Below are 25646 nucleotides of genomic sequence, written 5' to 3' on the forward strand. Positions count from 1 at the left end.
CTCACCATTGTTGCCGCTGGCTCGCCCGCCAAGCATCGAGGACCCGGCGTTCGCGCTTAGTCGGCCGCCCGGCGCCCCGGTCTCGGACTGCCAGCGGAACGGATGTGCGCGGCGGTTCGGGCGGCGTCCGATCCAGGAAACAGGTGGCGGCGTCGGGTGCGCCGACTCGCTTCTGGATCACCCGGACGACCTCGACGATGCGCTCCCGGTCTCCGATCCGCGCGCGCACCTCGTCGCCGGGGGTGACCGTCGTCGCGGGCTTGGCGGGCCGGTCATTGACCCGTACGTGTCCGCCGCGGCACGCGGCGGCGGCATCGGGGCGGGTCTTGGTCAGCCGGACCGCCCAGAGCCAGCGGTCCACCCGGGTTGATTCCACGCCACCATCATGGCCTCGCCGACCGAACCTTGACAGGCAAGTATTCACTTGCATAACGTCGCCCCGGTGGGTGACGTCTTCAAGGCGCTGGCGGATCCCACCCGCCGCACCATTCTCGACGAGTTGACCCATCGGACGGGGCAGACGTTGTTCGAGATCTGTGCGCGCCTGGCCACCAAACACGGTATGGCGTCGTCCCGGCAAGCGGTATCTCAACACCTCGACGTCCTCGAGGCGGCCGGGTTGATCGTCACCCGCCGCGAGGGCCGGTACAAGTTCCACGACATCGATACGTCACCGCTGGCGCAGATCGTCGCGCGGTGGCCGACTCCGCCGAAAGGTTCGCCGTGATCATCAATCTCACCAGCGTCCTGGTCGACGACCAGGATCGCGCACTCGCCTTCTACACCCAGATGCTTGGCTTTCAGCCCTACCGCGACATCCCGATGGGTGAGCACCGGTGGATAACCGTCGTCTCACCGCAGCGGCCCGAGGGTCCCGAACTCGTCCTCGAACCCGACCAGCATCCGGCGGCCCGTGCGTTCAAGGAGGCGTTGGTCGCCGACGGGATCCCGTTCACGTCGTTCGCCGTCGACGATGTCGCCGCGGAATACGAGCGGCTGCAGGACCTGGGGGTGCGGTTCACCATGCCGCCCACCGAGATGGGTCCGGTGACCACCGCCGTGTTCGAAGACACGTGCGGCAACCTGATCCAGATCGCCCACTATCGCGAGTGAGCGGCCGGATCAGGTTGCCGCGTCCGTGATCTGAGGCGCTCAGCCGGGTGTCAGCCTCCGGTACCGACGCAGATGCCGCCCGCACAGGCCTCCGCGCCACCGGGGCCTGCGCCCGCGCCCGCGCCGGGAACGCCGGCCGAGGCTCCGCCCGGCCCCGCACCCGCGCCCGCGCCGGGAACGCCGGCCGAGGCTCCGCCCGGCCCCGCACCCGCACCGGCGCCCGGCACCTCAGCCGATGCTCCACCCGGCCCCGCACCCGCACCGGCGCCCGGCACCTCAGCCGATGCTCCACCCGGCCCCGCGCCGGCACCGGGGGCGCCTGGTTCACCGGTGCCGGACGGGGCCGGCGCCGGAGCGCTCGTCGTGACGGCGGGGGGAGTGGTCGTGGTGGCCGACGAGGACGACGTCGACGACGTTTCCTCGCTGCCGCTGTCACTCGACCCGCATGCCGCGGTGAAGCTCAACGCGATGGCAGCGGCGGCGACTCCCGCGACGAAGGGGGCTCGGCGGGTACTGCGGTCGGTCTTCATGCTCGGTTCGGCTCCTGTGTTCGAGGCGTATACATGCGACGGGGTTCATACCCATTTCGAGCCGGGGCGAAGCAGTCTCGTCCTGCGACGCCCTTACGCTGGCGCCATGCCGGGTCCGGAGACCACCGACGACGGGCGCTACCTCATCGTCGACGGCCGGCGCTGGCGCGCGACCGATCCAGCGATTCCCGAGGGGCGGCGCAGCGAACTCACCCGCATCCTGATGGCGTGGCGTCGGGAAGTCCGACGGACGCGGGGCACGCCCGAGGAGAAGGCGGCCCGGGCCGGCGTGCAGGCCGCCAAGGTCGCGCTCGGCGAGCGCGGGTCGCCGCCCTGGTGGGAACAGTCCGACGCGCAACGCACCGCACGCTGGCAGACCCACGTCGACGAGCCGGACGGGCAGGCGCCCGGGTGACCGGTTCAGCCGTGGCGCACCTGGTTGCCGCCGCATTGCTTTGCCGAGTACATCGCCTCGTCGGCGATCTCGGTCAGGCGGTCGATTCGCCGTTTCGAGTCAGGGCCGGTCAGGTCGGAAAGCGCGTGATGAGCGGTGCCGATGCTGACCGTCACCCGGTAAGGCAGCTCGCGGATGCCCTCGCACAGATCCCGGGCCAGAGCGGTCGCCTCCCGTTCGGCCGCGGTCATGGTGAGCGCGACGAGGAACTCCTCGCCGCCGGCCCGGCAGATGACCGCGGCGGGCGGACAACGGAGTTTGAGCACCCCGGCGACGTCGAGCAACGTGCGGTCGCCGACCGCGTGACCGTAGGTGTCGTTGATCCGCTTGAAGTCGTCCAGATCGAGCATCAGAACGGTCAGATGGGTGTGGGCCTGCGCCGGGACCATCACCTGTCGAGTGACCGCGTCGACGAAGCCGCGCCGGTTGAGCAGACCGGTGAGGGGATCTTCCTCCGATCGCTGGGCGTAGATCACCAAAGCCCGGGACAGGGCACGGATGGTCAGCGGTGCCGAGACGTTGAGCAGGAAGATCAGGCCGAAGGCGGCGATCGCCGCGGCGCCTCCACTGCCGCGCGCAATGTTCGCCGTGGTGACCGCGGTGATCCCGATGGTGAGGGCGGCGTTGAGGATCATCACCTTGCCACTGTGGAAGACCGCGATGTAGCCGCCGGTGACCGCCATGGCCGTACATCCCAGAGCAGCGATCGGCGCGGACGCCTGGGAGACGCTCCACAGCGCGACGCAGATGGCGCCGGCCACCACCGCGGCCCGCGACTGGGCGCGACTCGGCCACCGCGTCAGCCAGAACAGGACCATGCCCGCGGTGAACAGCACGCCGGTCACGCCGAGTGTCAGGGCGAGGGCGCTGGCCTGACGCTCACTGGCCAGGATCGTCAGCGGGATCGATCCGGCAGACGAGGCGACGACGGCCATGATGATCTGGGCGGAGCGCAGCAAATCCCGTTGACGCAGAAAGTCGGTGATGCCGTCGAATTGGTCTGGCTGAGTCCACCACGCCCTCAGCCAGACCAACACCTGATTCAGCCTCCCCGCGAGCCGCCCCTTCCGGCAACGCAGCCGGAACCTCTCGATGGTAACCACCGAGGGCCCAAAATCGACCATTCCGGTTCCATTGGGCCCATAAGTGCAGTGACGGTCCGGGGTCCGCGGACAGGCGGCCAGCCGTACCGCCTGATCGGCCGAGCGTTCACGCGTCGCCCACATCGACGACGTGCACATGCACACCGGCGGACGAGATCCGCTCCAGCTGCTCCACATTGGCCGTCGAATCGGTGACCAGATGATGGATCTGCCGGGGCGAGACCATCTTCGCGAAGGTGATCCGGCCGATCTTCGACCCGTCCACCGCGACGACCACCTGCTGGGCGTTGGTCGCCATCGCGATCGCCGTGCGCGCCTCGGCCTCGTCGAAGGTCGTCGCGCCGACCTCGGCGGACATGCCATCAGCTCCGAGGACAGCGGTGCCGACGGTGATCACCTGGAAGGCGTGCTCGGACATCGGGCCGACGGCCTCGAGCGAATTCGCCCGGACCAGTCCGCCGGTCGCCACGACCTTCATGTGTGCGTCCACCGCGCAGTCGGCGGCGATGGTGAGCGAATTCGTCACGATCGTCATGTGCGGCCGCCCGCGCAGCGACCGGGCGACCTCCCCGGTGGTGACCCCGCCGGTCAGCGCGACCGCCTGCGGGCCGGCGGGAATGAGCGCGGCCGCGTGCTGGGCTATGCGTCGTTTGATCGCGATCATCCGGTGATCGCGCAGGCGCACCGGGATCTCGCTGCCGCTCGGATCGAGCGCGCGGGCGCCGCCGTGGGTCCGGACCAGCAGCCCCTGCTCCTCCAGGTCGGCCAGATCGCGCCGCAATGTCGCTGCCGAGACCCGCAATTCGGCACAGAGCACCTGTGCCGTCACCTCGCCGCGATCGCGCAGCAGCGACAGCACCTCCCGCATCCGATCGGTGCGCTTGAACGACATCGCAGGTGGCTCCTCGAGACGGCGATCAGTTTTACTGAGCGTTTCGCGGGTTTCCGTTGCGCGCTCTGAGCGAGCTTCTCATGATCGAGTGATGTTGCCTATATCCGGTCGACCGCGGTGGTGCAGATCATGACTCTGGCCGCCACAGCCGATCTCGTCGCGGCGGCGACCGCCCGCGGCAACGCGGTTCCGGCGTTCAATGTCGTCGCCGTCGAGCACGCCGAAGGGATCGCCGAGGGCGCCGAACGTGCCGGGGTGGCCGCGGTGTTACAGGTCAGTGAGAACACCGTGCGCTATCACGGCGGCGATCTGGCCCCGCTGGTGGCGGCCTGCGGGCACATCGCGACCCGCTCGTCGGTGGCGCTGTCCGTCCATCTCGACCACTTCCAGAACGTCGAGCTGCTCACCGAGGGCATCGCCTGTGCCCGGGACCTCGGCGTCACGTCCGTCATGGTCGACGCCGCCCATCTGCCGTTTCGCGACAACGTCGAACGAACCCGGTCCTTCGCCGCGCTTGCGCACGAGCAGGGTCTGTGGGTGGAGGCTGAACTGGGGGAGATCGGCGGGAAAGGCAATCCGCACGCTGCCGGGGTCCGAACCGATCCCGACGAGGCGGTGGCGTTCGCGGCGGACACCGACATCGACGGTCTGGCCGTGGCGGTCGGCAGTACTCATGCGATGACGACCCGCGACGCCAGCCTCGACCACGAGCTCATCTCCCGTCTGGCGTCACGTCTCGCCGTTCCCCTGGTTCTCCACGGATCGTCGGGCGTGCCCGACGATCAACTGTCGCGGGCGGCCGGTGGCGGCATCGCCAAGATCAACATCGGCACCGCACTCAATGTGGCGTACACCGCTGCGGTGCGCAGGGCACTGTCCGCCGACTCGACCGCAACCGATCCCCGCATCTATCAGAGCGCGGGTCGCACCGCCATCTCCGACGTCGTAGCCGCACTGTGCCGAGTTGTCACTGCCTGCCAACCTGCGGCGCAAACCGGACAGGAGCACCGACCATGACCCACGCCGCCCCGGCCATATCGCACACGCTGCTGGCGCAGACCGTCGAAGGACACAAGGCCGGCGAAGCCATCGGGGTGTACTCCGTGTGCTCGGCGCATCCGATGGTGTTGCAGGCGGCCGTCGAACAGGCCGCCGCCGACGACGAATACGTGCTGATCGAGGCGACGTCGAATCAGGTCGACCAGTTCGGCGGATACACCGGCCTGCGACCGAATGAGTTTCGCGACCTGGTGCTGGCCATCGCCGACCGCGCGGCCTTCCCGCGGGAGCGGGTGGTACTCGGCGGCGACCACCTCGGCCCGAACCGCTGGCAGCGTGAGCCCGCCGATGCGGCGATGGCCAAGGCCGATGTGCTGATCGCGAGCTATGTCGAGGCCGGATACACCAAGATCCACCTGGACTGCAGCATGTCCTGCGCGGACGACCCCGCCGTGCTGCCCGATGAGGTGGTCGCCGAACGCGCGGCCCGCCTGCTCCGGGTCGCCGAGGACACCGCCGCGCGGATCGGCGGCGGGCAACCGGTGTACGTGATCGGCACGGAGGTGCCGGTGCCGGGCGGCGCCCACGAGACACTGGACCGCCTGATGGCGACTCCGGCAGATCGAGCCCGCCGGACCATCGCGGTGCACCGGGACGCCTTCGCCCGAGCCGGTCTGGACCAGGTATGGCCGCGCATCATCGCGCTGGTCGTGCAGCCCGGCGTCGAATTCGACCATCTCAACGTCATCGACTACGACCGGGCTGGCACCACCGAGCTGCGTCGCGTGCTCGACGACGAGGACCACCTGGTCTTCGAAGCGCACTCCACCGATTACCAACGGCCCCAACAACTTCGCGAGCTCGTCGAGGATCACTGGGCCATCCTCAAGGTGGGCCCCGGCCTGACCTTCGCGATGCGGGAAGCGCTGTTCGCGCTGGCGCACATCGAGCGGGAGATCATTGCGCGGCCGTCCCGGTCCAACCTCATCGAGGTGATCGAGCGCCGGATGCTCGCCGAACCGCAGCAGTGGCAGAACTACTACGGAGGTGATCCGCTGACTCAGCGCACGGCCCGCCGCTACAGCTACAGCGACCGGTTGCGCTATTACTGGGCCGACGCCGAGGTGGAGGCGGCGCGGGCATCGCTGCTGGCGAATCTCGATCGCGTCGGCATCCCCCTGCCGCTGATCAGCCAGTTCCTTCCCGTGCAGTACGAGCGGGTTCGCGCCGGCGAACTCCGTCCGGCCGCCCACGATCTGGTGATCGACCGAATACGCGACGCCCTGCGGCCCTACGCGACAGCCTGCCGGTCCTTCGGCGCCGGCGACCACGAAACCACCCTTGGAGACCACTGATGACCTCTTCCTCCATACCAGCCCAAACACAGGGCGGCGCAACCATCCTCGAGATCGAGCAACAGCCCGGAGCCTGGCGTGAGGTCGCTTCCCGCGATGACCAGCAGACGGCGGCGTTCCTGCGCGAGCCGCTCAGCAGACCGGATCTGCGCATCATCCTCACCGGAGCCGGCAGTTCGGCCTTCGCCGGTGAGATCGCCGCACCGGCGCTGCGGCGGCACCTCGGTCGCGGGATGAACGGCCGCCGCGTCGAGGCCATCGCCACCACGAGTATCGTCTCCAGCCCCCGCGACCACCTGGAACCCGGGACGCCGACACTGCTGGTGTCGTTCGGCCGGTCCGGCAACAGCCCGGAGAGTCTGGCCACCACCGCGCTGGCCGACTCTTTCGTCGACGAGGTCTGGCATCTCGTCTTCACCTGCGATCCGGACGGCGAACTCGCCCGGGCGCACACCGGTCGCGCCGACTCGGCCGTCGTGTGCATGCCCGTGCGCACCAACGACACCGGGTTCGCGATGACCTCGAGCCTGACGTCGATGCTGCTGTCCTGTCTGTCGATCCTCGGGCCGGCCGGCCGGACCGATGCGGAGGCGCTGGCTCGGGCCGCCGAACACCTCACCGGTCTACAGGCGGACATCCGGGCCCTCGCCGGGGCCAAGAAGCAGCGCTTCGTCTACCTCGGCAGCGGTCCGCTCGAGGGTCTGGCCAGGGAATCGGCGCTGAAACTGCTCGAGCTGACCGCGGGCGAGGTGGTCACCTACTTCGATTCGCCGCTGGGATTCCGGCACGGGCCGAAATCCGTGCTCGACAGCGACACCCTCGTGGTGGTGTACGTATCGACGGATCCCTACACGCGGCGCTACGACCTCGACATCATCGCCGAGATCCGCACCCAGCTGGGCCAGGACGCCGTCACGGTGATCAGCACCGAGCCGATCCCCGAGGCCCTCGGGCCGGCCGTGGTGTTGCCCGGCCTGACCGGAGTCGACGACGCCGTGGTGGCGATCGCCTATCTGGTGTTCGCGCAGTACCTCGCGTTGTTCACCTCGTTGGAGCTGGGTAAGACGCCGGACAACCCCTTCCCGTCCGGGGAGGTCAGCCGCGTCGTCAAAGGCGTCACGATCTATCCGGTCGAGCCGACCGATGATTCGACGCGGGGGTGAGTGACATGGCGACCTACCTGGGAGTCGACGGTGGCGGTTCGAAGACCGCCTTTGCCCTCATCGACCACGCCGGACAGGTGCTGGCCCGGGCCACCGCCCCCACCTCGTACTACTTCAACGAGGGTTTCGACGTCGTGGAACGCGTACTCGCGCAAGGTGTCTCACAAATCTGCGCCGACGCCGCGATCCAACCGAGCGATATCGATGCGGCGTTCTTCGGCATACCGGGTTACGGAGAGGCCAGCGCCGACATCCCCAGACTCGACGCGGTCCCGCAGCAGGTTCTCGGCCATGACCGATACAGCTGCGACAACGACATGGTCTGCGGCTGGGCCGGCTCGCTGGCCGGCGAGGACGGGATCAACGTCATCAGCGGAACCGGATCGATGACCTACGGCGAGCGCCACGGTGTCGGCCACCGGGTGGGTGGCTGGGGTGAACTCTTCGGCGATGAGGGATCGGCCTACTGGATCGCCGCCCAGGCCCTCAACGCGTTTTCCCGGATGAGCGATGGCCGACTGACCAAGGGGCCGCTGCACGGGCTGTTGAAGGACCGCCTCGAGCTCTCCGGGGACCTCGACGTGGTCAGTCTGGTGATCGACACGTGGAAGGGAAACCGCAGCAAGATCGCTGCGTTGGCGACGACGGTATGCGCGGCGGCGAAAGCCGGTGACGAGTCCTCGACGCGCATCCTGACCCACGCGGTCGAGGAACTGGTCACGCTGATCGAAACCACCCGGATCCTGATCGGTTTCACCGATCAGGACGCCGTGCCGGTGTCCTATTCCGGCGGAATGTTTTCCGACGAGCGCTTTCTCGCCCAGTTCGTCACGGCCCTGGAGGGCTGCTCGGCCAAATACGACCTCCAGACCCCTCGGCTGGACCCGGCGGTGGGCGCTGCGCTCTACGCCGCCAAACACAGCGGCCATCCGCTGAGTCCGGATGCCGTGCACCATCTTTCCGACAACCAATCGACGAGGTGACGTCACCATGACCACAAACACCGCATCACGAACCCGCAGCTGGATCTTCTACGCGGCGCTGCTGATCCTGTTCTGGGGCGTCTGGGGCGCCTTCTCGGCCCTGCCGGCGACGAACTACGGCTATCCCGACGAGATGATCTACAGCATCTGGGCGCTGACGATGATCATCCCGGCTGCGGTGGCGCTCCGCGGACAGAAGTGGGACCGGCGGCCCGCCGCGACCGTCTACGGCCTACTGATCGGACTCACCGGCGCGGGCGGTCAACTGGTTCTGTTCCAGGCGCTCACGATGGGCCCGGCCTATCTGATCTTCCCGATCGTGTCGATCTCACCGGCCATCACGGTGATCATGGCCATGGTGCTGCTGCGGGAACGCATCTCGCCGCTGGCCGTGGTCGGCCTGATCATGGCGCTCGCGGCGATCGTGCTGTTCACCGTCACCGGCGGCGAATCCGAGGGCTCATCGGGCCCGTGGCTGCTGCTGTCGGTGCTGATCTGCCTGGCCTGGGGTGTGCAGGCGTTCTTCATGCGAAAGACCGCGACGATCGGCGTCAACGAAGCCACGACGTTCGGCTGGATGACCATCAGCGCTCTGATCCTGGTTCCTGTGGCACTGATCTCGCTGGGCGGCATCCCGCTGGACTTCCCCTGGCAGGCGCCGGCGTTGACCGCGGGCACCCAGGTCTTGAACGCGATCGGAGCATTGTTCCTGGTGATGGCCCTCGCCCGCGGAAAGGCCTCGATTGTGGCGCCGACGACGAATGCGCTGGCGCCCGCGCTCACCGTCATCATCTCGCTGATCGCCTATCAGACACTGCCCACCCCCTACGGGGCGATCGGCATTGTGCTCGCCCTCGCCGGTTCCACGCTGATGGTCTACGCCGACGAGAAGCGCGGCGAGTCACTCACCGAGGCGGTGCCCACCCAGGCGCGCAGCGCCACCGATCGCCGGGCGGCGCAGTGAAACCCACGATCGTCATCATCGGCGCCGGCAGCGTCGAATTCACCCGCGAACTGCTGGGGGACATCCTGTCGTTCCCGGAGCTCGGCGCGGTACGGGTGGTATTGCACGACATCGACGGGGAACGTCTCGATACCGCAACCGCCATCGCCGGTGCCACCGCCCGGGCGGCCGGAGCTCAGCCCGAAGTGGTGGCCACCACCGACCGGCGCCGCGCGCTTGACGGTGCCGACTATGTCATCAACGTCATCCAGGTCGGGATGCACGCAGCGACCGTCCGGGATTTCGACATCCCCGCCCGATTCGGCCTCGGCCAGACGATCGGCGACACCATCGGGGTCGGCGGGATCTTCCGCGGGTTGCGCACCTTTCCGGTCCTGGCATCGATCGCCCGGGACATGGCCGAACTCTGCCCGGACGCGTGGCTACTGAACTACACGAACCCGATGGCGATGAACGTCGGTTTCCTGCATCACGTCGCCCCGAAGCTCAAGGTGCTCGGCCTGTGCCACTCGGTCTACTGGACGATGGTGGGCCTCTGCGAACTCATCGACGTGCCGTATGACGAGGTGTCCTACTGGTCGGCCGGGGTCAATCACCAGGCCTGGGTGTTGCGGTGGGAACGCGACGGGCGCGACCTTTATCCACTGTTGGATCGGCGGATCGCCGGTGATCCCGAGCTGCGGCGCCGGGTGCGCGTGGACATGTACCGCAGGCTCGGTTACTACCCGACCGAGACCAGCGAGCACTCCAGCGAGTACGTGCCCTGGTATCTGCGCCAGGCCGCGGAGGTCGAGCGGCTGCGCATCAACCTGGGCGAGTATGTGTCGATCAGCGAAGCCAACCTCGCCGAATATGCGCGCGTGCGGGCCGAACTCGCCGACGCCGTCACCCTCCCGATCGACACGGGCTCCACCGAATACGCCCCGCAGGTGATCCACTCGCTGGAGACCGGCACCCCGCGGGTGATCTCGGCCAACGTCATCAATGATCAGCTCATCACCAACCTGCCGGACGGTGTGGCCGTCGAGGTTCCCACGCTGGTCGATGCGTTGGGCGCCCACCCGATGCGGGTGGGGGACTTGCCGCCGCAGTGCGCCGCCCTCAACCGCGGCTTCCTCGGACCCGTCGATCTCACGGTGCGTGCCGCGCTCGACGGTGACCCGCGGCTGGTGCGCGCGGCGGCCATGGTCGATCCGAACACCGCCGCCACCCTGACCGTCGACCAGATCTGGGACCTGTGCGACGAACTGACCGCCGCCCACGGCGATTTGCTGCCCGAAGCCCTGCGCCGATCCGTTCCGCTGACCTGAAACCGCCCGCTCCACCCCGCCGACAAAGGAGTGTTCACCGTGATCCGACGCCGACTCTGCATCGCCCTCATCGCCACCCTGGCTCTCGTGGTTGCCGCGTGCGGGGGAGGAGGTTCGTCATCGTCCGGCCGCACCGAGATCGCCGTGTGGCACGGCTACCAGGACACCGAAGGTGAGGTGTTCAAAGGGCTGATCGACCAGTACAACAAAGAGCATCCCGACGTTCAGGTCGACGAGCTCTACTCCAGCAACGACCTGGTCCTGCAGAAGGTTCTGACCGCGGTGCGCGGCGGAAGCGCTCCGGACGTCGCCTACATGTTCGGCTCGTGGTCGCCCAACATCGCACAGATTCCCCAGGTCGTCGACATGGCCGAGCAGGTGAAGGCTCCGGACTGGACGTGGGACGACTTCTACCCGGCCGAGCGGGAGGCCGCCACCGTCGGCGACAAGGTGGTGGGGGTGCCCGCGCTGGTCGACAACCTGGCGATCGTCTACAACCGGAAGCTCTTCGCCGACGCCGGGATCGCGCCCCCGACTCCGGAGTGGACCTGGGATGACTTCCGAGCTGCGGCAGCCAAACTCACCGACCCCGCGAAAGGTCAGTACGGGTGGCTGATCCCCGCCGACGGCAGCGAGGACACTGTCTGGCACTACGTTCCGATGCTGTGGGAGGCCGGCGGTGACATCCTCTCGCCCGACAACCAGCGTGCCGTGTTCAACTCCGAGGCGGGCGTCAAGGCACTCACGACGCTGCAGCAGATGGCGGTGACCGACAAATCGCTCTATCTGGACACCACCAACGAGAACGGCACGAAGCTGATGAACAGCGGCAAGGTCGGCATGTTGGTGACCGGCCCATGGGATCTGAGCTCGCTGACCGACATCGATTACGGCGTACAGGTGATGCCGACCTATCCGGGTTCGGCCGGCGGTCATCAGACCATCGCCGGTCCGGACAACTGGGTCGTATTCGACAATGGTGATGCCAGGAAACAGGCGGCGATCGACTTCGTGAAGTGGCTCAGCGCCCCCGAGCAGGTCAAGGCGTTCTCGCTGGGTACCGGCGATCTGCCCATCCGGCAATCGGTGGGCCAGGACCGGGCGGTACTGGACACCCTCAACCAGAATGTGCCCGGCACCGCCACTTTCGTGGAGAACCTCGACAATGTGAAGAAGGTCCGACCCACCGTCGAGCAGTATCCCGCGATCTCGGAGGCCCTCGGGCAGGCGATCGTGTCGGTGATGCTGGGCGAGTCGCAGCCGGCGGCCGCGTTGGACGCCGCCGCGAAGACCGCTGACGCGGCGCTCGGCGAGAAGTGACCGGCGCATGACGGTGCTGGGCCGCCTCGCGCGGTCGGACACCGCGACGGGGTGGACCCTGGTCAGTCCCGCGGCGATTCTGATCGGCGTCTTCGGCCTGCTGCCGGTGCTGATGTCACTGCAGCTGTCGTTCCAGCAGTCCGATCTGCTCAGCCCCGAAACGCCCTGGGTCGGCCTGGCCAACTACCGCAAGCTGGCCGAGGATCCGATGTTCGTCGAGGCGATCAAGCACACGCTGATCTACACCGCGCTGTTCGTGCCGGGCACCATGCTCGTCGGTCTGTTCGTCGCGGCCGCGATGAATCGTTCGGTGCGCTTCATCTCCGTGTACCGCACCGCGGCGTACATCACGATGGCCGTGTCGACGATCTCGCAGGGCATCATCTTCCTGTGGTTGACCGACCGGGACTACGGTCTGGTCAATGCGGCGCTGGGCGCCGTCGGCGTGCCGGCCCAACCGTTTCTGTCCTCACCGTCGCAGGCCCTCTACGTCATCGTGGCGATGACCATCTGGGGTTGGACCGGCTTCTCGGTCATCGTCTATCTGGCTGCCCTACAGGGTGTTCCGGTTGAACTCCACGAGGCAGCTGCGATCGACGGGGCCAGTGCTTTCACGCGCTTCCGCACCATCACGGTACCGCTGCTCGGTCCGGCGAACCTGTTCCTGGTGGTCTGGTTGACCATCAACGCCCTGCAGCTGTTCGACGAGGTGTACGCCACTACGCGTGGCGGACCGCTGCGGGCCACCACAGTCATCGTCTACTACCTCTGGGACCGCGCCTTCGTACAGTTCGACGCGGGATACGCCGCGGCGATGGCCTATGCGCTGTTCGTGGTCATCCTCATCATCACCGCCGTCCAGTTCCGGCTCGCGCGCAAGCATGTGCACGTCTCATGAGTGACACCGAGATCGCCCCCGCTGCATCGGCACCGGTGACGGTGCACGAGCCGGAGCCGGCCGTGCGACCGCGGCGGCGGCTACCGTTCAGTCCGTGGCATCTGGTCCTCATCCCGCTGGCATTCCTACTGGTGGTGCCGCTGCTGTGGATGCTGATCACCTCGCTGCAGACCGAGGGGGAGGCCAACCACTTCCCACCGGTGTTGTGGCCGCACAGTCCCCGCTTCGAGAATTACACGCAAGCCTGGGCGGCAGCTCCGTTCGGCCACTTCTTCGTCAACAGCGCGCTGGTGACCCTGGTGGTGCTGGCGAGCAATCTGCTGGTGTGCAGTCTCGCCGGCTATGCGTTCGCCCGGGTGCGGTTCCTCGGGCGCGGAGCGCTTTTCGTCACCCTGATGGCCACTCTGATGGTGCCGTTCCAGGTCACGATGATCCCGGTGTTCCTCATCGTGAAGTGGTTCGGTGACAACGTGTGGGCCGGATTGGGCATCGACCACATCGGCGCACTGATGCTGCCCAACCTCGCCACGGCTTTCGGAATCTTTTTCCTGCGGCAGTTCTTCCAGACCGTGCCGGTGGAATTGGAAGAGGCCGCCCGGGTGGACGGAACATCCCGACTGGGGGTTCTGTTCAAGATCGTCCTGCCGCTGTCACTGCCGGCGATGTCCACCCTGGCCGCGCTGACGGTGCTCACCTCCTGGAACGACTTCCTGTGGCCGCTGATCGTCATCACCTCGCAGGATCAGATGACGGTTCCCCTGGGGCTCAGCTATTTCCAGGGGGCGCACCGAGTGAAGTGGCCGCTGCTGATGGCGGCGAACGTGATGAGTCTGCTGCCGATGCTGCTGGTCTTCGTCGGAGCTCAGCGGTATTTCGTCCAATCGGTGGCCAGTAGTGGCATCAAAGGCTGATCATGGCTGCCGGAGAGAGGAAAAGCGTTGGCCGCAGTAGAGTTTCGTGACGTCACACGGCGGTACCCGGGAGGACTCGTCGCGCTCAACGGGTTGGATCTGACGGTGGCCGACGGGGAGTTCCTCATCCTGGTCGGCCCGTCCGGATGCGGCAAGAGCACCGCCCTGCGGTTGCTGGCGGGTCTCGACAAGCCGACCACGGGTGAGATCCGCATCGGTGGCGCGGTGGTCAACGACCTGGCACCCGGGCAGCGCGACATCGCAATGGTGTTCCAGAACTACGCGCTCTATCCGCACATGTCGGTGTATCGCAATCTCGCCTACGGCCTCCGGCAGCGCCGGACCCCGCGCGCCGAGGTCGAGCGCCGCGTCCGGGAGACCGCCGAACTGCTGGAGATCGACCAACTCTTGGACCGCAAACCGGGTCAACTCTCCGGCGGTCAACGCCAGCGGGTGGCGATGGGACGGGCGCTCGTCCGCCGGCCTCAGGCGTTCCTGCTGGACGAGCCGCTGTCGAATCTGGATGCCAAGCTGCGCAATCAGGTTCGCGGCGACCTGAAGCGGCTGCACCGCGAGGTGCCGGTCACCTCCATCTACGTCACCCACGACCAGGTCGAGGCGATGACATTGGGGGACCGGCTGTGCGTGATGGCCGGCGGTGAGGTGCAACAGATCGGCACCACCGACGACATCTACAACCGGCCGGCCAACACGTTCGTCGCCGCCTTCATGGGAAGCCCGCCGATGAACCTCGTTCCCGCGGTCGTCCGGTCGGGGGTGTTGCACATCGGCGGCGCCCCGGTGACCCCGATGTCCGCACCGGAGGGACCGGTGACGGTGGGAGTGCGTCCGGAACATCTGCGACTGCACCCACGACGGGAGGACGGGATGCTCGGCGGACGTGTCGACGTGGTCGAGCCACTGGGCAGTCACGTCCTGATCACCGCGCTGGTCGACGTGCGCGACGAGGCGTTGCCGACCGGTTCCGGGGAGGTGCGTGTCATCGCCCAGGCCCCGGCGGGCACCGTCATGGATCCCGGCGCGGCGATCGGGCTGACGTTACCTGCGGAGCGGACCTACCTGTTCGACCATGACACGGGCCTGGCGCTGCCCAGCCGGGACCGGGTCGCGCTGTGAACGGTCAGTTCGTGGCGTCGACGATCTCGATCGCGAACACCAGGGTGTCGCCGGGCTCGATTCCCGCGGCCGGCTGTCCCTGGGGGTAGCCGTCGGCGGGCACCATCGCCACCGCGACCGTCGAGCCGACCTTTTGGCCCGCGATGGCCTTCTGGAAGCCGGGGACGACCCCGTCGAGGGGGAACTCCACGGGCGGCCCACCCTTGAAGCTGGTGTCGAACACCGACCCGTCGCGCCCGTTGACGCCCATGTAGCAGACCGACACCGATGCGGTGGGGGCGACGACCGGTCCGTCGCCGGGGGTGAGGGTGTGCACCTGCGTCTCGTCCACGCTGAACGGTGCGGTGACCTCCACCTGGGGTGCGGTGACGTCGGTGGATCCGGTGACGGCCACGCTGCCCGTGGTGCCGGGCACCGTCCACTCGGGTGTACCGCCGCGCGGGGGCGCGGCCGCCGGACACGTGCTGGCCGCCTGCGCTGTGACCGACGACGAGAACAGGTCGTCGAACGATGGGTCGCTCGACGACGTGTCCGAGGCGTCTGAGCCGCACGCGGACAGCGTCACTACGAGCGACGCGGCGCCGGTCATGAGTGCGACGGAGGAAGGCAGGCCGGTGAGCTTCACGGGGGCCACGCTACAGCCGGGCTCGGTTCCCGATGCGTTCGGACGCGCGCAGCCACTGCAGCGCAGCGGTGGCGACGACCGCCGGCCAACCGCCGCGGCGCGTCGCGCCGAGCGCCGCGGTCACCGCGACCGGCGCCAGCAGTGCCACCGGATCCCGGCGCCGATCGAAGACCCGATCCACCGCCAGGGGGTGCCGGTCACCAGGTTCGCCATCACCACCAGAGCGTCCAGCGCGCGGGCGCGGCGTAGGCCGAGCGCACGCAGTAGCGTCACGGTGGCCCATCCGACGAGGGTCACATCGTGTGCGCGATCGAGGATCCCCCGGACATCGATGCGCGGACCGACCCCCGAACCCATGGGTGCGCTCGTACCGACCGCGCCGTCGGCCAGACCTTCGATCAACTCGCGTGCGCTCTGCGCGGAGGACCGGGCCGGCGACCACCCCAGAGTGTGGCGCGCCGCCGAGGTGTCCATCAGTGGGGTGTTGAACGCCACGTCGTACCACCCGGGGGTCAGTGCCACGACCCGGACTGCGCTGAGTGCTGCGACCACGGTACGCACCACCCGCGGGTTCACCTCGACGGCGCGCGCGCCGACCAGATCGGCCAGGTCGCCGGTGTTCAACACGTCGGCGGCGATGTTGAACGAGCCGCGGACGTCCTGCTCGATGAGACGGACGACGGCGTCCCCGACGTCATCGGAGTGCACGAATTGCAGCCGCAGCTGGGCGGGTAGCGGAAGCAGCGGCAACTCCCGACGTCGCAACAGTCCCAGCGCGCTCCTGGGGACCAGGGGGCCGAGGTACAGCGATCTGATCAGCCAGGCGGCCTGGCGTTGCACGACGACGGTCGGTCGGAAGCGCGCGACGGTGATGTCGGGGTGGCGGCGTTCGAACTCGTCGAGAATCTGCTCGACCACGATTTTGTGGCGGCTGTACACCGAACTGGCCTGGCCGGTCGCAGGCCAGTCCTCGGTCACCGGTGCGCCCGCACCGGGCGCGTAGATGCCCAGGCTTGAGGCGTACACCAGCTTCCGCGCCCCGGCGGCCACCATTGCCGTTAATACGGCTTGTGTACCAACTACATTCGCTCGATACAGGTACTCCTGGTCGCGCACCGGCTGAACCGCCAGTGCCAGGTGGACGACGACGTCTGCGCCGCGCATCGCAGGGCCGAGATCGGCCGCCGCGTTCGCTGCGGACAGGTCGACCGGATGCCACCGAACCCTGCGGTACGGCTCACCGTGCGTGGGTGGGCGCCGACAGACGCCGACGATGTCGGCGTCGGGGAGCGCGCTGCTCATGGCGCGCAAGACGCCGGTTCCCACGTTGCCCGAGGCGCCGGTCACGACCACCCGCAAGGCTGCTGTCGTCATGCCGGCGCCTACCCGTCGCCGGGGTGATCAAACCGGCACTCGGCACGGCAAGGATCTGCCAAGAAATCAAGGAGACCAGGGCGGCAGATTCGACAGCGAACAAGCAATCCCACCCCATTCCCGAGGAGACCTCATGAAGTATCTGCTGGCACCCGCGCTTGCCGTCGTCGCGCTGGTGGGCGCGCCGGTGGCCGCCGCCGACAACTACGTGACCCAGTCCGGCCGGGTGCTGTGCGCGGTCACCCCGGACTCCACGATCGCCGACGCCGGACAGGACGCCGTGGTCTGCCAGGGCGCCTTCACCCAGCCGGGCGCGAGGTTCCAGGCCGTCACCCACGGCGACGGGGATCTCGATTGGCAGGACGCGAACCTGGCCGTCGACAACCCGACGACGACCATGCAGTACGGCACCGAATATCACCGCGGCAACTGGACGATCTACCCGGATGCGACGGGAACGCTGTTCACCAACGATCGGACCGGCCATGGGATGTTCGTCAGCATCGATGACGTGTACGCGTTCTAGAAATTGCGGGCGCCCGCCACGGTCCTCCCGGTGGCGGACGCCGTCATCGTGCTGCGCCATGGCGGCAGCAGGGCGGTGGCCCGGCGTTACGGCCTCACCGCGGCCATCATGCTGCTCACGGCCGCGCTGCTGCTGGCGTGATCGTGGCCGACGTTTCCGGTGCAGCCGTTGTGGGCACGGTGGAGATATGAGCGATGACAAGGTCACTGTTGAACGAACCATTGCCGCGCCGGTGAACGCGATCTTCGATGTTCTCTCGAATCCTCATCGGCACCAGGCGCTCGACGGTTCGGGGTTCGTCCGAGGCGTGGATCATGGTGACCGGATCCAGCAGGTCGGCGACGTGTTCACCATGAACATGCAGGGCGACCACATGGGCGGCGAGTACAAGACCGACAACCACGTCACCGGATATGCCAAGGACAAGCTGCTGGCATGGAAGACCGCGCCGGCCGGGACGGAGCCGCCTGGATGGGAGTGGCTGTGGGAGCTGGAGCCCCAGGGGCCCGACGAGACACTGGTCCGCCACACCTACGACTGGTCGAAGGTCACCGACAAGAAGCTGCTCGAGAAGGTCGGGTTCCCGTTGGTGACCGAGCATCAGTTGGCCGACACGCTCGCACGACTGGCGGCCGCAGCCTCGTCGTAAGCGGATCTGGCGGCGCCTACCAGGATGCAGTGCACCCGGGATCAGGAAACCGTGGGACCCGGTTGGGGGAGCGGGTGTGCACCTTCGGGTCGTAGCCCGTCGAAGATGATGGCGAGGTAACGCTGCCACAGTAGAGGGGTTGGGGCACAGAGATTTTCGACGATGTGGATCGGTGCGCACATCATCAGGAAGATGTCGTCTACGGTGACATCGCGCCGCAGTGTCCCCGCCTGGTGGGCCCGTCGGACGAGCGTCCCCAGGGCGGCAAGCAGTTCCTGGCGGACCTCGGTGACCCGCGGATCGCTCTCGCTGGCCGACTGCAGGAACGTCAGATCGTGCCGCTGGCGTTGGTCTGCTGCAATGGTCAGGAACTCCAGCAACGCGGCCCCCGGATCGGCCGCGTCGGCCAGGCGCCGGGCCACGGCGGTCAAGGCGCCGGTGTGGGTGCAGACGATGGACGCGATCAGGTCTTCCTTGGAGGCGAAGTGGCGGAAGACCGTGCCTTTCGCGACGCCGGCTCGCCGGGCGATATCGGCCACCGACGCGGCCAGGCCCCGTTCGGCGAACTCCTCCTCGGCTGCAACCAGCAGCAGCTCTCGGTTACGGGCTGCATCGGCACGCAGAATCATCGACCCAGGTTACCAAGTTGACCGATCGGTCACATTATGGCATCGTCGCGGCGGAACATGACCGATCGGTCACGTTTCTGGCAGAAGCGCGAATCCTGGAGGGCACATGAAGTTACGCGGATCGACGGCTCTGGTGACCGGGGCGAACCGGGGGATCGGACACCACTTCGCCCGTGAACTCCTCGAGCGCGGCGCCAAGGTGTATGCGACGGCACGGCGGCCCGAGACCGTGGATCTGCCCGGTGCCGAGGTGCTGCGGCTCGATATCACCGATCCATCGGCCGTCGATGCGGTCGCCGCGCGCGCCGGTGATGTCGACGTCCTGATCAACAACGCCGCCGACACCGCAGGCGGAAACCTCGTCACCGGTGACCTCGCCGCCATTCGCTCGACCATGGATTCGAACTATTACGGCACGCTGGGGATGATCCGGGCGTTCGCGCCGATCCTGGCCCGCAACGGCGGTGGAGCCATCCTCAACGTTCTCTCGGTTGCCGCGTGGAACACCGTCGCCGGAAACACCGCCTACGCCGCGGCCAAGTCCGCGCAGTGGGGGTTGACCAACGGCGTCCGCATCGAATTGGAACAGCAGGGGACTCTCGTCGCCGCCGTGGTTCCCGGGTTGATCGCGACCCGAACTCTGCTCGACTTCGCCGAGCGCAACGGCATCCGACTACCTGAGGGGGCTGTCATGGATCCCGCGGATCTGGTCCGATTGGCGCTCGACGGACTTGAAGCCGGTGACATCGAGATCCTCGATCCGATCGCCATCGAGGCAAAGACGATGCTCGCCGGGCCGCCCCGGGCCTTTGCGCTATAGCGTGCGCAGTGGGATTTCAGGCTTGGTCGTAAGCCGACAGCGACGTCAAGCGTGGATAGAGGATTGCGGGACCGAGCCACCGGGCGATGAAGCTGCGTAATTCTCGTTCGTCGGACCGCGAACCGGGAGGATCGGTCAGGAGGGATTGCACTGTGCGTAAGGTCATCTCGGCCAATTGGTCGAGCGCGGTACCGGTGAAACCGTGCAGCTCCCAGTTCACGTCAAGGCGGCGGAAGAACGACAGGCAGAACGTCGTGGCGGTATCGGATGTCAGTGAAGTCACCCGTTCCCCATCCTCGTGCCGAGAGTTCAGGAGGTTCTCCAGCTGCGGATCGCCGGACAGTATCTGGACCGCGAGGTATACGCATTCGACGAGTGCGGTAGCCGGGTCGTCGATTCCGCTGACGTGGTCGACCAGCTGATCGATGAACCCGTCGACCGCGCGGATGGCGCTGGCGATGAGCAGTGCGTCGGCATTGGGGAAGTAGCGGTACACCGTCTGGCGGGTGACTCCCAGCCGGCGGGCGACATCGGCGATTCGCAGCGTCGGCCCATCGTCGGCCAGCACGTCGTCCACCGCATCCAGGATGCGGACGATCGCCTCCTCGTCGGAGGCCGGCGTCGAACCCGCCCACCCCCGGCTACGCATCGGCAGTCACCGGTGTGCGGGGGACGACGGTGATGGGAAGGGTCGCCGGACCGGTCATCCCGAGCAGCGATTTCCACGGAGCGGGGCCCGCACGACCGGGTGCCTGAAGGCGGCGGGTCAGAAGGGCAAGCGCTTCGGCAAGTTCCCGGCGTGCGAGGTTGGCCCCCAGGCAGTAGTGCGCGCCCCCGCCGAAGGTCAGAATGGCGGGCGCGTCCGCTCGGGTGATGTCGAAGCGGTCGGCCTCGTCATAGACCGCCGGGTCGCGGTTGGCCGCGAAGGTGTTCACGAGGATGAAGGTGCCCGCCGGGAACCGGTATCCGCCGAACTCGACCTCCTCGGCGGTGGTTCGCGGGACGATGCACGCCGCCGGGGAGTGGCGCATGCTCTCCTCCACCGCCTGCATGGCCAGTTCGGGTCGGTCCCGCAGCGTCTCCCATTGGTCCGGATGTTCGCAGAGCACCTGTATCGATGCCGCCAGCTGATTGCGTGTCGTATCGGTGCCCGCCATCAGAAAGCCGGCCACCAGCATGCGTAGTTCGTCGAGGCTCAGCCGGTCGCCGTCGCTTTCGGCACGAATGAGCTCGGAGAGCAGGTCATCGGTCAACCTGTTCCGGCGGATGTCGACCATCCCGTCGACGTAGGCGTCGAGTTCACCCCACGCGCGCATGATCGCAGATTCGTCGAACGTGACACCGGTCTGAAAATTGAAGGCCGCGAACACGTCTTCGGTCCAATCGGCGAAGCGGCGCCAGTCCTCGCGAGGTGCACCGAGCACCGCGCAGATGATCGGCGTCGGGTAGGGACGCGCGATATCGGTCACGACGTCGCAGCGCCCGGCATCGACCACACGGTCGATCAGCTCGTTGAGCACCGCGTGGATCGTGTCCTGCAACCGGGCAGTCGCTCGGGGGGTGAACGCCTTGGAGACGAGTTTGCGCAATCGCGTGTGTGGTGCGCCGTCCATGCCCAGCAGGCTGCTCGTCAACTTGTCGAAAAGCGGACCCGAGGTGATGCCCTGCGCCGCCAGGGTGATTCCGGGCGGCAGGCGGAATCGATTGTCGCGCAGCATATCCCGGGCGAGTCGATAGGAGATGATCTCGGGCCCGAGGGGGCCGATGGCTATCGGTGCACAGGACTGGGCCCTTCGGACATCCTCGATGACGTCGTGCGGCGTGGCGCCCAGGTCGTAGTGCAACCTGGGCAGATCGGCGTCCAACACACTCGATGCAGTGCTGATCATGGTCATGCTGCCGCCGCCTTTCGGACACTCTGGACATGAGTGTATGACCAAAAGGGGTAGGCATGAATGAAATCGGCAGTTCGAATACGAGATTCTCTTCCAGGTCATACAAACGGTTACTGCATGTCCATCGAGCTCGCGAATAGGCTGGCGCTGTGAACCGAGCGGACCGGTTGTACTCGATCGTCGAAGAGTTGCGCGCGGTGTCGCCGCGGCCACGCACGGCCTCATGGCTTGCCGAGCGATTCGAGATCAGCACACGCACCATCGAGCGAGACCTGACGGCCCTGCGGGAATCGGGTGTGGCTATTCGAGGGGGAGTGGGCCGTGCCGGTGGTTACTTCCTGGATCGAGACCGCACCTTGCCACCGGTGACACTCACCGCAACCGAGGCGCTGGCGATCAGTGTCGCGTTGCGATCGGTCACCGGTTCGCCGTTCGCGGCCTCGGCACGTGTCGCCGCCCAGAAGGTGCTGGCGGTGTTGCCCGCTGATATGCGCACTCGCGAGCAGGCGTTGGCGGCGCGTGTGCACACCCTCGGGGAGCAACGCCCGCGGGTAGCCGCCGGGATCACCGACGCCGTGACGCAGGCGGTCTCCACCGACCGCGTCCTGCATCTCGATTACGTCGACCGGGACGGCGCCCGCACCCGCCGTGACGTCGAGCCGCTGGGCTTCCTGTGGTCTGCGGTCGGTTGGTATCTCGTCGGCTGGTGCCGGCTGCGTTCCGGCGTTCGAGGCTTCCTGCTCGACCGCATCGTCGCTGCGGAATTGACCGACGAGCGCGCGCCGGCCCGTGAGGTCGAGTTCGGCGCAGAGCTCGATCGGATCGGAGCGGCTCCACTGGACCGTTGAACGCCCGGAATGTGATCCGGAACACCGACACGACGGTGTCGCCAACCCTTGCGATCGTTGCGTCATGAACACCGCTGAGATCACCGAATTGGCCGCCACATGGTGCCGCATGTGGAATCAAGACTCCGCACTCGCCCATCAGCTCATGACCGACGACTGCGTGCAATGGTTCGCCGATGGACCCGACCTCGATTCGGTCGTGGGCCCGGCACAGCAAGAAGCGTTCGTCACAGCGGCCCGCGCCCGGCTGGGCAACATCTTCGTTCCGCGGCTGTACGTCATCGACGGCGATACCTTCGCCTATCTCTGGGACGTCAGGTCTGCAGACGCGACGGTGATGACGGGAATCGACGTGAACGTACAGCACGGCAGGCGAATCAAAGAGAACTGGACATTCGCCGGTCCGCACCGGGATGAGCCGGACCCGCCGCCCGGCGATCTCCTCGAGCGGGACGTGCTCGCGGCCGAGGCGTCGAAGTGGGCGCAGGCGAAGGGTTACGCCGTGCACCGGCAACTGATCGTCGACGTCGCCAGTGGGCGAGTCGCCATGCTGCGAACGACATCCGCCGGCATCGGCGGGGTCGACATCCTCACCGTGCGCGACGGCGTCGTCGATCCGATCTGGTCGGTCACCGGCACCCGCGCATTCCGTTATTGAACGTCAGCGCGTGGCCCACGGTTCGCGGGCGAAGACCTCGTCGACCAGGGGGCCGAAAAACTCGAGCGGCCGATGCTCGAACCGGGAATCGAAACAGTTCTGGTCGTATTTCTCGCAGAACTCCACGCAATCGTCGAACCACTGGTGGCCACGATACTTCTCCCGGGCGTCTCGGACACCGCCCATGTGCGGGGCGTAGTAGTACTGCTGGAACTCGGGATGAACCTTCACGATCCAGGCCAGACGCTCGGGGACATAGGGTGCGAGAACGGCAGCGGCGAACGCGCCGTGGGCATGGGGCGCATAAGTGTCACCGATGTCGTGCAGCAACGCCGCGACGATGTAGTCGACCGGACGGCCGTCGTCGTAGGCCCGGGTAGCCGACTGCAACGAGTGGTCGAGCCGGCTGATGGGGTAGGCCTGCTCACCCTCGGCGAGTGCTTCGACCAGAGAGAGGACGCGGGGCACCAGGCCGGCATTGTTCGTCTCTTCGGCGGCGCTGATCAAGGCGTAATCCTCGGCGGTGCCTTCGGACATCGTGCGGTAGGTGGCACGGGTGGGCGCGCTCATGGCCGGGGTTCCTCTCCACTGGTTCCCGATAGACCGTAGTCCCGCCCTGCCAGGGCCGCGTGTCGAGATGATGTGCGTCGGGGTACGAGCGGTTGCCCCGTGCTCATTCCAGCATGGCCCGCGCTGCGCGCTCGGCGATCAGCATGACCGGCGCGTTGGTGTTGCCGGACGTGATGGTGGGCATCGCCGATGCGTCGACCACGCGGAGGCCGGCGACGCGAAAGACGCGGCAGTCGGTGTCGAGCACGGTGGTGGCGGACCGCGGGAGACCGCGCGTGTCGAAGGCGCCCATCGCGCAGGTGCCCACCGGGTGGAAGATCGTGGTCCCCAGTTCGTGAGCGGCCGTTTGTAGGTCGTCGTCACTCACCAGGTGCGGTCCGGGCAGCATTTCTTCCGGGTGGTAGCGCGCCAGGGCCGGCGCCGCCATGATCTGCCGGGTCATCCGGAGCCCGCGTACGGCGACCTCACGATCGGCGTCGGTGGACAGGTAGTTGCAGGAGATCTTCGGGTGGGTCAGCGGATCCGCATCGGCCATCCGCACCTGACCCCGCGAGGTGGGACGCAAGTTGCAGACCGAGGGCGTGATGGCGCCGAAGGGGTGGAGGGCTTCGCCGAACTTCGGTAACGACAGTGGCTGCACGTGCCACTCCATGTCGGGGCTGGCCAACTGCGGGTCGCTCTTGGCGAATGCCCCCAGCGTGGACGGCGGCATCGTCATGGGCCCGGATCGCAGCAGCAGGTACTGAAGCCCCATGCCCGCCCGGGTGATCCAGTTCCGGTACAGCGTGTTGACGGTACGCGCGCCCGTCACGCGGTAGACGGTGCGCAGTTGTAGATGGTCCTGGAGGTTTTCGCCGACGCCTGGTAGATCGACGGTCACCGGCACGTGATGGTGCCCGAGCAGCTCGGCCGGCCCCAGACCGGAGACCTGCATGAGATGCGGCGAGCCGATGGCTCCGGCGCTCAGGATGACCTCTCGGCGAGCTCGGATGTCGACGATCTGACGGTCTTTGAGCACTCGCACGCCGGTGGCGCGGTGTCGTGCTGTGGTCCAGGCGCCACGGCGCTGATCCTCCCGGACCTCATCGTCCATCAGCAGCTGCAGAGCCTGGGTGCGGGTGTAGACGGTGAGGTTGGGGCGGTCGGTTACCGGGTGCAGGAATGCATCGGCCATCGACCAGCGCCGCCCGCGTCGCTGGTTGACGTGAAAGTACGCACTGCCCGAGTTGTCGCCCCGATTGAACTCTTCGATCGGCTCGATGCCCGACTGGGCGGCGGCGGTCTGCCAAGCGTCCAGGATCTTCCAGCGCACACGTGGCCGCTCGACGCGGATCTCACCACCGACACCGTGCCAGTCGTCCTCGCCGCCGAAGTAGTCCTCCAGCTCCCGGTAGATGTCCAGTGTCTGGCCCGGACGGTGTCGGCCACCCCAGAGCCATCGCTCATCGCCGGTGGCCTGCGCCCACAGCTCGTAGTCAGTGGCCTGGCCGCGCATGTGGATCATCGCGTTGATCGATGAACAGCCGCCGATCACCCGGCCGCGCGCATAGATGATGCTGCGACCGGCCAGCCCCGGGTCGGGCTCGGTGGTGAAGCACCAGTCGGTGCGAGGATTGGCGATGGTGTACAGGTATCCGACCGGCACCTTGATCCAGAACCAGTTGTCTGTGCCGCCGGCCTCGATCAACAGCACCCGGTGCTCAGGGTTGGCGCTGAGTCGGTTGGCGAGCAGGCAGCCCGCGCTGCCTGCGCCGATGACGACGAAGTCGAATTCGGCCACGGGGTTCGTTTCCGGCACCGCTCTCCTCCAACGCCGACGGATGGGAGTCCCATTGTGCGCGATCGAGGTTCTCGTGCCTATCGTGTTCCGGGGTCACATCGGCGACACGCTGCGATCGGACCGGTACTTGGCCAGGTGGT

General features: G+C 67.4%; 30 protein-coding genes. 18 read left to right on the forward strand and 12 right to left on the reverse strand.

Annotation, left to right across the window (positions count from 1 at the left end; genetic code table 11):
* Position 1: 1 nt before the first annotated feature.
* Positions 2–376 (reverse strand): RNA-binding S4 domain-containing protein, encoded by a 375-nt coding sequence (locus ACN27E_RS04715; protein ID WP_422746952.1) that lies wholly within the window; start codon positions 374–376, stop codon positions 2–4.
* Between the two features lie 66 nt (positions 377–442).
* Here ACN27E_RS04715 and ACN27E_RS04720 point away from each other — a divergent pair, with 66 nt between their 5' ends.
* Positions 443–727, forward strand: coding sequence for an ArsR/SmtB family transcription factor (locus tag ACN27E_RS04720; RefSeq protein WP_422746954.1), 285 nt, complete (start codon positions 443–445; stop codon positions 725–727).
* On the forward strand, positions 724–1113 hold the full coding sequence (locus tag ACN27E_RS04725; RefSeq protein ID WP_422749618.1) for a VOC family protein: 390 nt from the start codon (positions 724–726) through the stop codon (positions 1111–1113). Before ACN27E_RS04720 ends, ACN27E_RS04725 begins: the two co-directional genes overlap by 4 nt.
* A gap of 50 nt (positions 1114–1163) precedes the next feature.
* Here ACN27E_RS04725 and ACN27E_RS04730 read toward each other — a convergent pair whose 3' ends face one another.
* The gene (locus ACN27E_RS04730; RefSeq protein WP_422746955.1) at positions 1164–1643 is read right to left on the reverse strand and encodes a hypothetical protein; all 480 of its coding nucleotides are present in this window, start codon (positions 1641–1643) and stop codon (positions 1164–1166) included.
* Positions 1644–1749: 106 nt separating this feature from the next.
* On the opposite strand from ACN27E_RS04730, the gene ACN27E_RS04735 reads away from it, so the two are divergent.
* A complete protein-coding gene (locus ACN27E_RS04735) occupies positions 1750–2058 on the forward strand; it encodes a hypothetical protein (protein WP_422746957.1) in 309 nt (102 codons plus the stop codon).
* Positions 2059–2063: 5 nt separating this feature from the next.
* Here ACN27E_RS04735 and ACN27E_RS04740 read toward each other — a convergent pair whose 3' ends face one another.
* Both ACN27E_RS04740 and ACN27E_RS04745 read right to left on the reverse strand, forming a co-directional pair.
* Positions 2064–3134, reverse strand: a complete 1071-nt coding sequence (locus ACN27E_RS04740; RefSeq protein WP_422746959.1) for a diguanylate cyclase — start codon at positions 3132–3134, stop codon at positions 2064–2066.
* A 172-nt stretch (positions 3135–3306) separates the two neighbouring features.
* On the reverse strand, positions 3307–4092 hold the full coding sequence (locus tag ACN27E_RS04745; RefSeq protein ID WP_422746961.1) for a DeoR/GlpR family DNA-binding transcription regulator: 786 nt from the start codon (positions 4090–4092) through the stop codon (positions 3307–3309).
* 129 nt (positions 4093–4221) lie between these two features.
* Here ACN27E_RS04745 and ACN27E_RS04750 point away from each other — a divergent pair, with 129 nt between their 5' ends.
* From ACN27E_RS04750 to ACN27E_RS04795, 10 genes are read left to right on the forward strand one after another with little or no spacing between them, the layout of a single operon-like run.
* On the forward strand, positions 4222–5109 hold the full coding sequence (locus tag ACN27E_RS04750; protein WP_422746962.1) for a class II fructose-bisphosphate aldolase: 888 nt from the start codon (positions 4222–4224) through the stop codon (positions 5107–5109).
* Complete coding sequence (locus ACN27E_RS04755; RefSeq protein ID WP_422746964.1) at positions 5106–6446, forward strand: D-tagatose-bisphosphate aldolase, class II, non-catalytic subunit; 1341 nt, start codon at positions 5106–5108, stop codon at positions 6444–6446. Before ACN27E_RS04750 ends, ACN27E_RS04755 begins: the two co-directional genes overlap by 4 nt.
* Positions 6446–7609 (forward strand): SIS domain-containing protein, encoded by a 1164-nt coding sequence (locus ACN27E_RS04760; protein ID WP_422746966.1) that lies wholly within the window; start codon positions 6446–6448, stop codon positions 7607–7609. Before ACN27E_RS04755 ends, ACN27E_RS04760 begins: the two co-directional genes overlap by 1 nt.
* Positions 7610–7614: 5 nt before the next feature.
* Positions 7615–8592: an N-acetylglucosamine kinase gene (locus ACN27E_RS04765; protein WP_422746967.1), complete on the forward strand. Its 978-nt coding sequence runs from the start codon at positions 7615–7617 to the stop codon at positions 8590–8592.
* A gap of 7 nt (positions 8593–8599) precedes the next feature.
* Positions 8600–9556: a DMT family transporter gene (locus ACN27E_RS04770; RefSeq protein WP_422746969.1), complete on the forward strand. Its 957-nt coding sequence runs from the start codon at positions 8600–8602 to the stop codon at positions 9554–9556.
* Positions 9553–10866: an alpha-glucosidase/alpha-galactosidase gene (locus tag ACN27E_RS04775; RefSeq protein WP_422746971.1), complete on the forward strand. Its 1314-nt coding sequence runs from the start codon at positions 9553–9555 to the stop codon at positions 10864–10866. Before ACN27E_RS04770 ends, ACN27E_RS04775 begins: the two co-directional genes overlap by 4 nt.
* Before the next feature lie 39 nt (positions 10867–10905).
* Positions 10906–12186, forward strand: coding sequence for an ABC transporter substrate-binding protein (locus tag ACN27E_RS04780; RefSeq protein ID WP_422746972.1), 1281 nt, complete (start codon positions 10906–10908; stop codon positions 12184–12186).
* A gap of 7 nt (positions 12187–12193) precedes the next feature.
* Positions 12194–13084, forward strand: coding sequence for a carbohydrate ABC transporter permease (locus ACN27E_RS04785; protein ID WP_422746974.1), 891 nt, complete (start codon positions 12194–12196; stop codon positions 13082–13084).
* On the forward strand, positions 13081–13995 hold the full coding sequence (locus ACN27E_RS04790; RefSeq protein ID WP_422746976.1) for a carbohydrate ABC transporter permease: 915 nt from the start codon (positions 13081–13083) through the stop codon (positions 13993–13995). The genes ACN27E_RS04785 and ACN27E_RS04790 overlap by 4 nt, the downstream gene beginning before the upstream one ends.
* A 27-nt stretch (positions 13996–14022) precedes the next feature.
* Positions 14023–15132 (forward strand): ABC transporter ATP-binding protein, encoded by a 1110-nt coding sequence (locus tag ACN27E_RS04795; RefSeq protein ID WP_422746978.1) that lies wholly within the window; start codon positions 14023–14025, stop codon positions 15130–15132.
* A gap of 4 nt (positions 15133–15136) precedes the next feature.
* Here the strand turns inward: ACN27E_RS04795 and ACN27E_RS04800 are convergent, their stop codons facing one another.
* Genes ACN27E_RS04800 through ACN27E_RS04810 form a run of 3 tightly spaced genes read right to left on the reverse strand, consistent with a single transcriptional unit; the run spans position 15137 to position 17131 of the window.
* Positions 15137–15766, reverse strand: coding sequence for an FKBP-type peptidyl-prolyl cis-trans isomerase (locus tag ACN27E_RS04800; protein ID WP_422746981.1), 630 nt, complete (start codon positions 15764–15766; stop codon positions 15137–15139).
* A 1-nt stretch (position 15767) separates the two neighbouring features.
* Entirely contained in the window at positions 15768–15905 is a 138-nt protein-coding gene (locus ACN27E_RS04805; protein WP_422746982.1) for a hypothetical protein, read from the reverse strand.
* Complete coding sequence (locus ACN27E_RS04810) at positions 15878–17131, reverse strand: NAD-dependent epimerase/dehydratase family protein (protein ID WP_422746984.1); 1254 nt, start codon at positions 17129–17131, stop codon at positions 15878–15880. The genes ACN27E_RS04805 and ACN27E_RS04810 overlap by 28 nt, the downstream gene beginning before the upstream one ends.
* A gap of 133 nt (positions 17132–17264) precedes the next feature.
* Between ACN27E_RS04810 and ACN27E_RS04815 the strand changes: the two genes are divergently transcribed.
* On the forward strand, positions 17265–17657 hold the full coding sequence (locus tag ACN27E_RS04815; protein ID WP_422746985.1) for a hypothetical protein: 393 nt from the start codon (positions 17265–17267) through the stop codon (positions 17655–17657).
* Positions 17658–17844: 187 nt separating this feature from the next.
* Positions 17845–18306 (forward strand): SRPBCC family protein, encoded by a 462-nt coding sequence (locus ACN27E_RS04820; protein WP_422746987.1) that lies wholly within the window; start codon positions 17845–17847, stop codon positions 18304–18306.
* 41 nt (positions 18307–18347) lie between these two features.
* On the opposite strand, the gene ACN27E_RS04825 is transcribed toward ACN27E_RS04820, so the two are convergent.
* Positions 18348–18935: a TetR/AcrR family transcriptional regulator gene (locus tag ACN27E_RS04825; RefSeq protein WP_422746989.1), complete on the reverse strand. Its 588-nt coding sequence runs from the start codon at positions 18933–18935 to the stop codon at positions 18348–18350.
* Positions 18936–19041: 106 nt separating this feature from the next.
* On the opposite strand from ACN27E_RS04825, the gene ACN27E_RS04830 reads away from it, so the two are divergent.
* The gene (locus ACN27E_RS04830; RefSeq protein WP_422746991.1) at positions 19042–19755 is read left to right on the forward strand and encodes an SDR family NAD(P)-dependent oxidoreductase; all 714 of its coding nucleotides are present in this window, start codon (positions 19042–19044) and stop codon (positions 19753–19755) included.
* Between the two features lie 16 nt (positions 19756–19771).
* Here the strand turns inward: ACN27E_RS04830 and ACN27E_RS04835 are convergent, their stop codons facing one another.
* Both ACN27E_RS04835 and ACN27E_RS04840 read right to left on the reverse strand, forming a co-directional pair.
* Positions 19772–20404, reverse strand: a complete 633-nt coding sequence (locus tag ACN27E_RS04835) for a TetR/AcrR family transcriptional regulator (RefSeq protein WP_422746993.1) — start codon at positions 20402–20404, stop codon at positions 19772–19774.
* Complete coding sequence (locus ACN27E_RS04840) at positions 20397–21650, reverse strand: cytochrome P450 (RefSeq protein ID WP_422746995.1); 1254 nt, start codon at positions 21648–21650, stop codon at positions 20397–20399. The genes ACN27E_RS04835 and ACN27E_RS04840 overlap by 8 nt, the downstream gene beginning before the upstream one ends.
* 149 nt (positions 21651–21799) lie before the next feature.
* Between ACN27E_RS04840 and ACN27E_RS04845 the strand changes: the two genes are divergently transcribed.
* Both ACN27E_RS04845 and ACN27E_RS04850 read left to right on the forward strand, forming a co-directional pair.
* Positions 21800–22498 carry a helix-turn-helix transcriptional regulator gene (locus ACN27E_RS04845; protein WP_422746997.1) on the forward strand — a complete coding sequence of 233 codons (699 nt, stop codon included), beginning with the start codon at positions 21800–21802 and terminating at the stop codon, positions 22496–22498.
* A gap of 64 nt (positions 22499–22562) precedes the next feature.
* Positions 22563–23156 (forward strand): hypothetical protein, encoded by a 594-nt coding sequence (locus ACN27E_RS04850; protein ID WP_422746998.1) that lies wholly within the window; start codon positions 22563–22565, stop codon positions 23154–23156.
* 3 nt (positions 23157–23159) lie between these two features.
* Here the strand turns inward: ACN27E_RS04850 and ACN27E_RS04855 are convergent, their stop codons facing one another.
* Entirely contained in the window at positions 23160–23726 is a 567-nt protein-coding gene (locus ACN27E_RS04855; RefSeq protein ID WP_422747000.1) for an HD domain-containing protein, read from the reverse strand.
* Between the two features lie 103 nt (positions 23727–23829).
* Positions 23830–25524, reverse strand: a complete 1695-nt coding sequence (locus tag ACN27E_RS04860) for a GMC family oxidoreductase (RefSeq protein WP_422747002.1) — start codon at positions 25522–25524, stop codon at positions 23830–23832.
* Between the last annotated feature and the right edge of the window lie 122 nt (positions 25525–25646).

Origin of the sequence: Mycobacterium sp. WMMD1722, assembly GCF_049315205.1 — a bacterium.
GTDB lineage: Bacteria > Actinomycetota > Actinomycetes > Mycobacteriales > Mycobacteriaceae > Mycobacterium.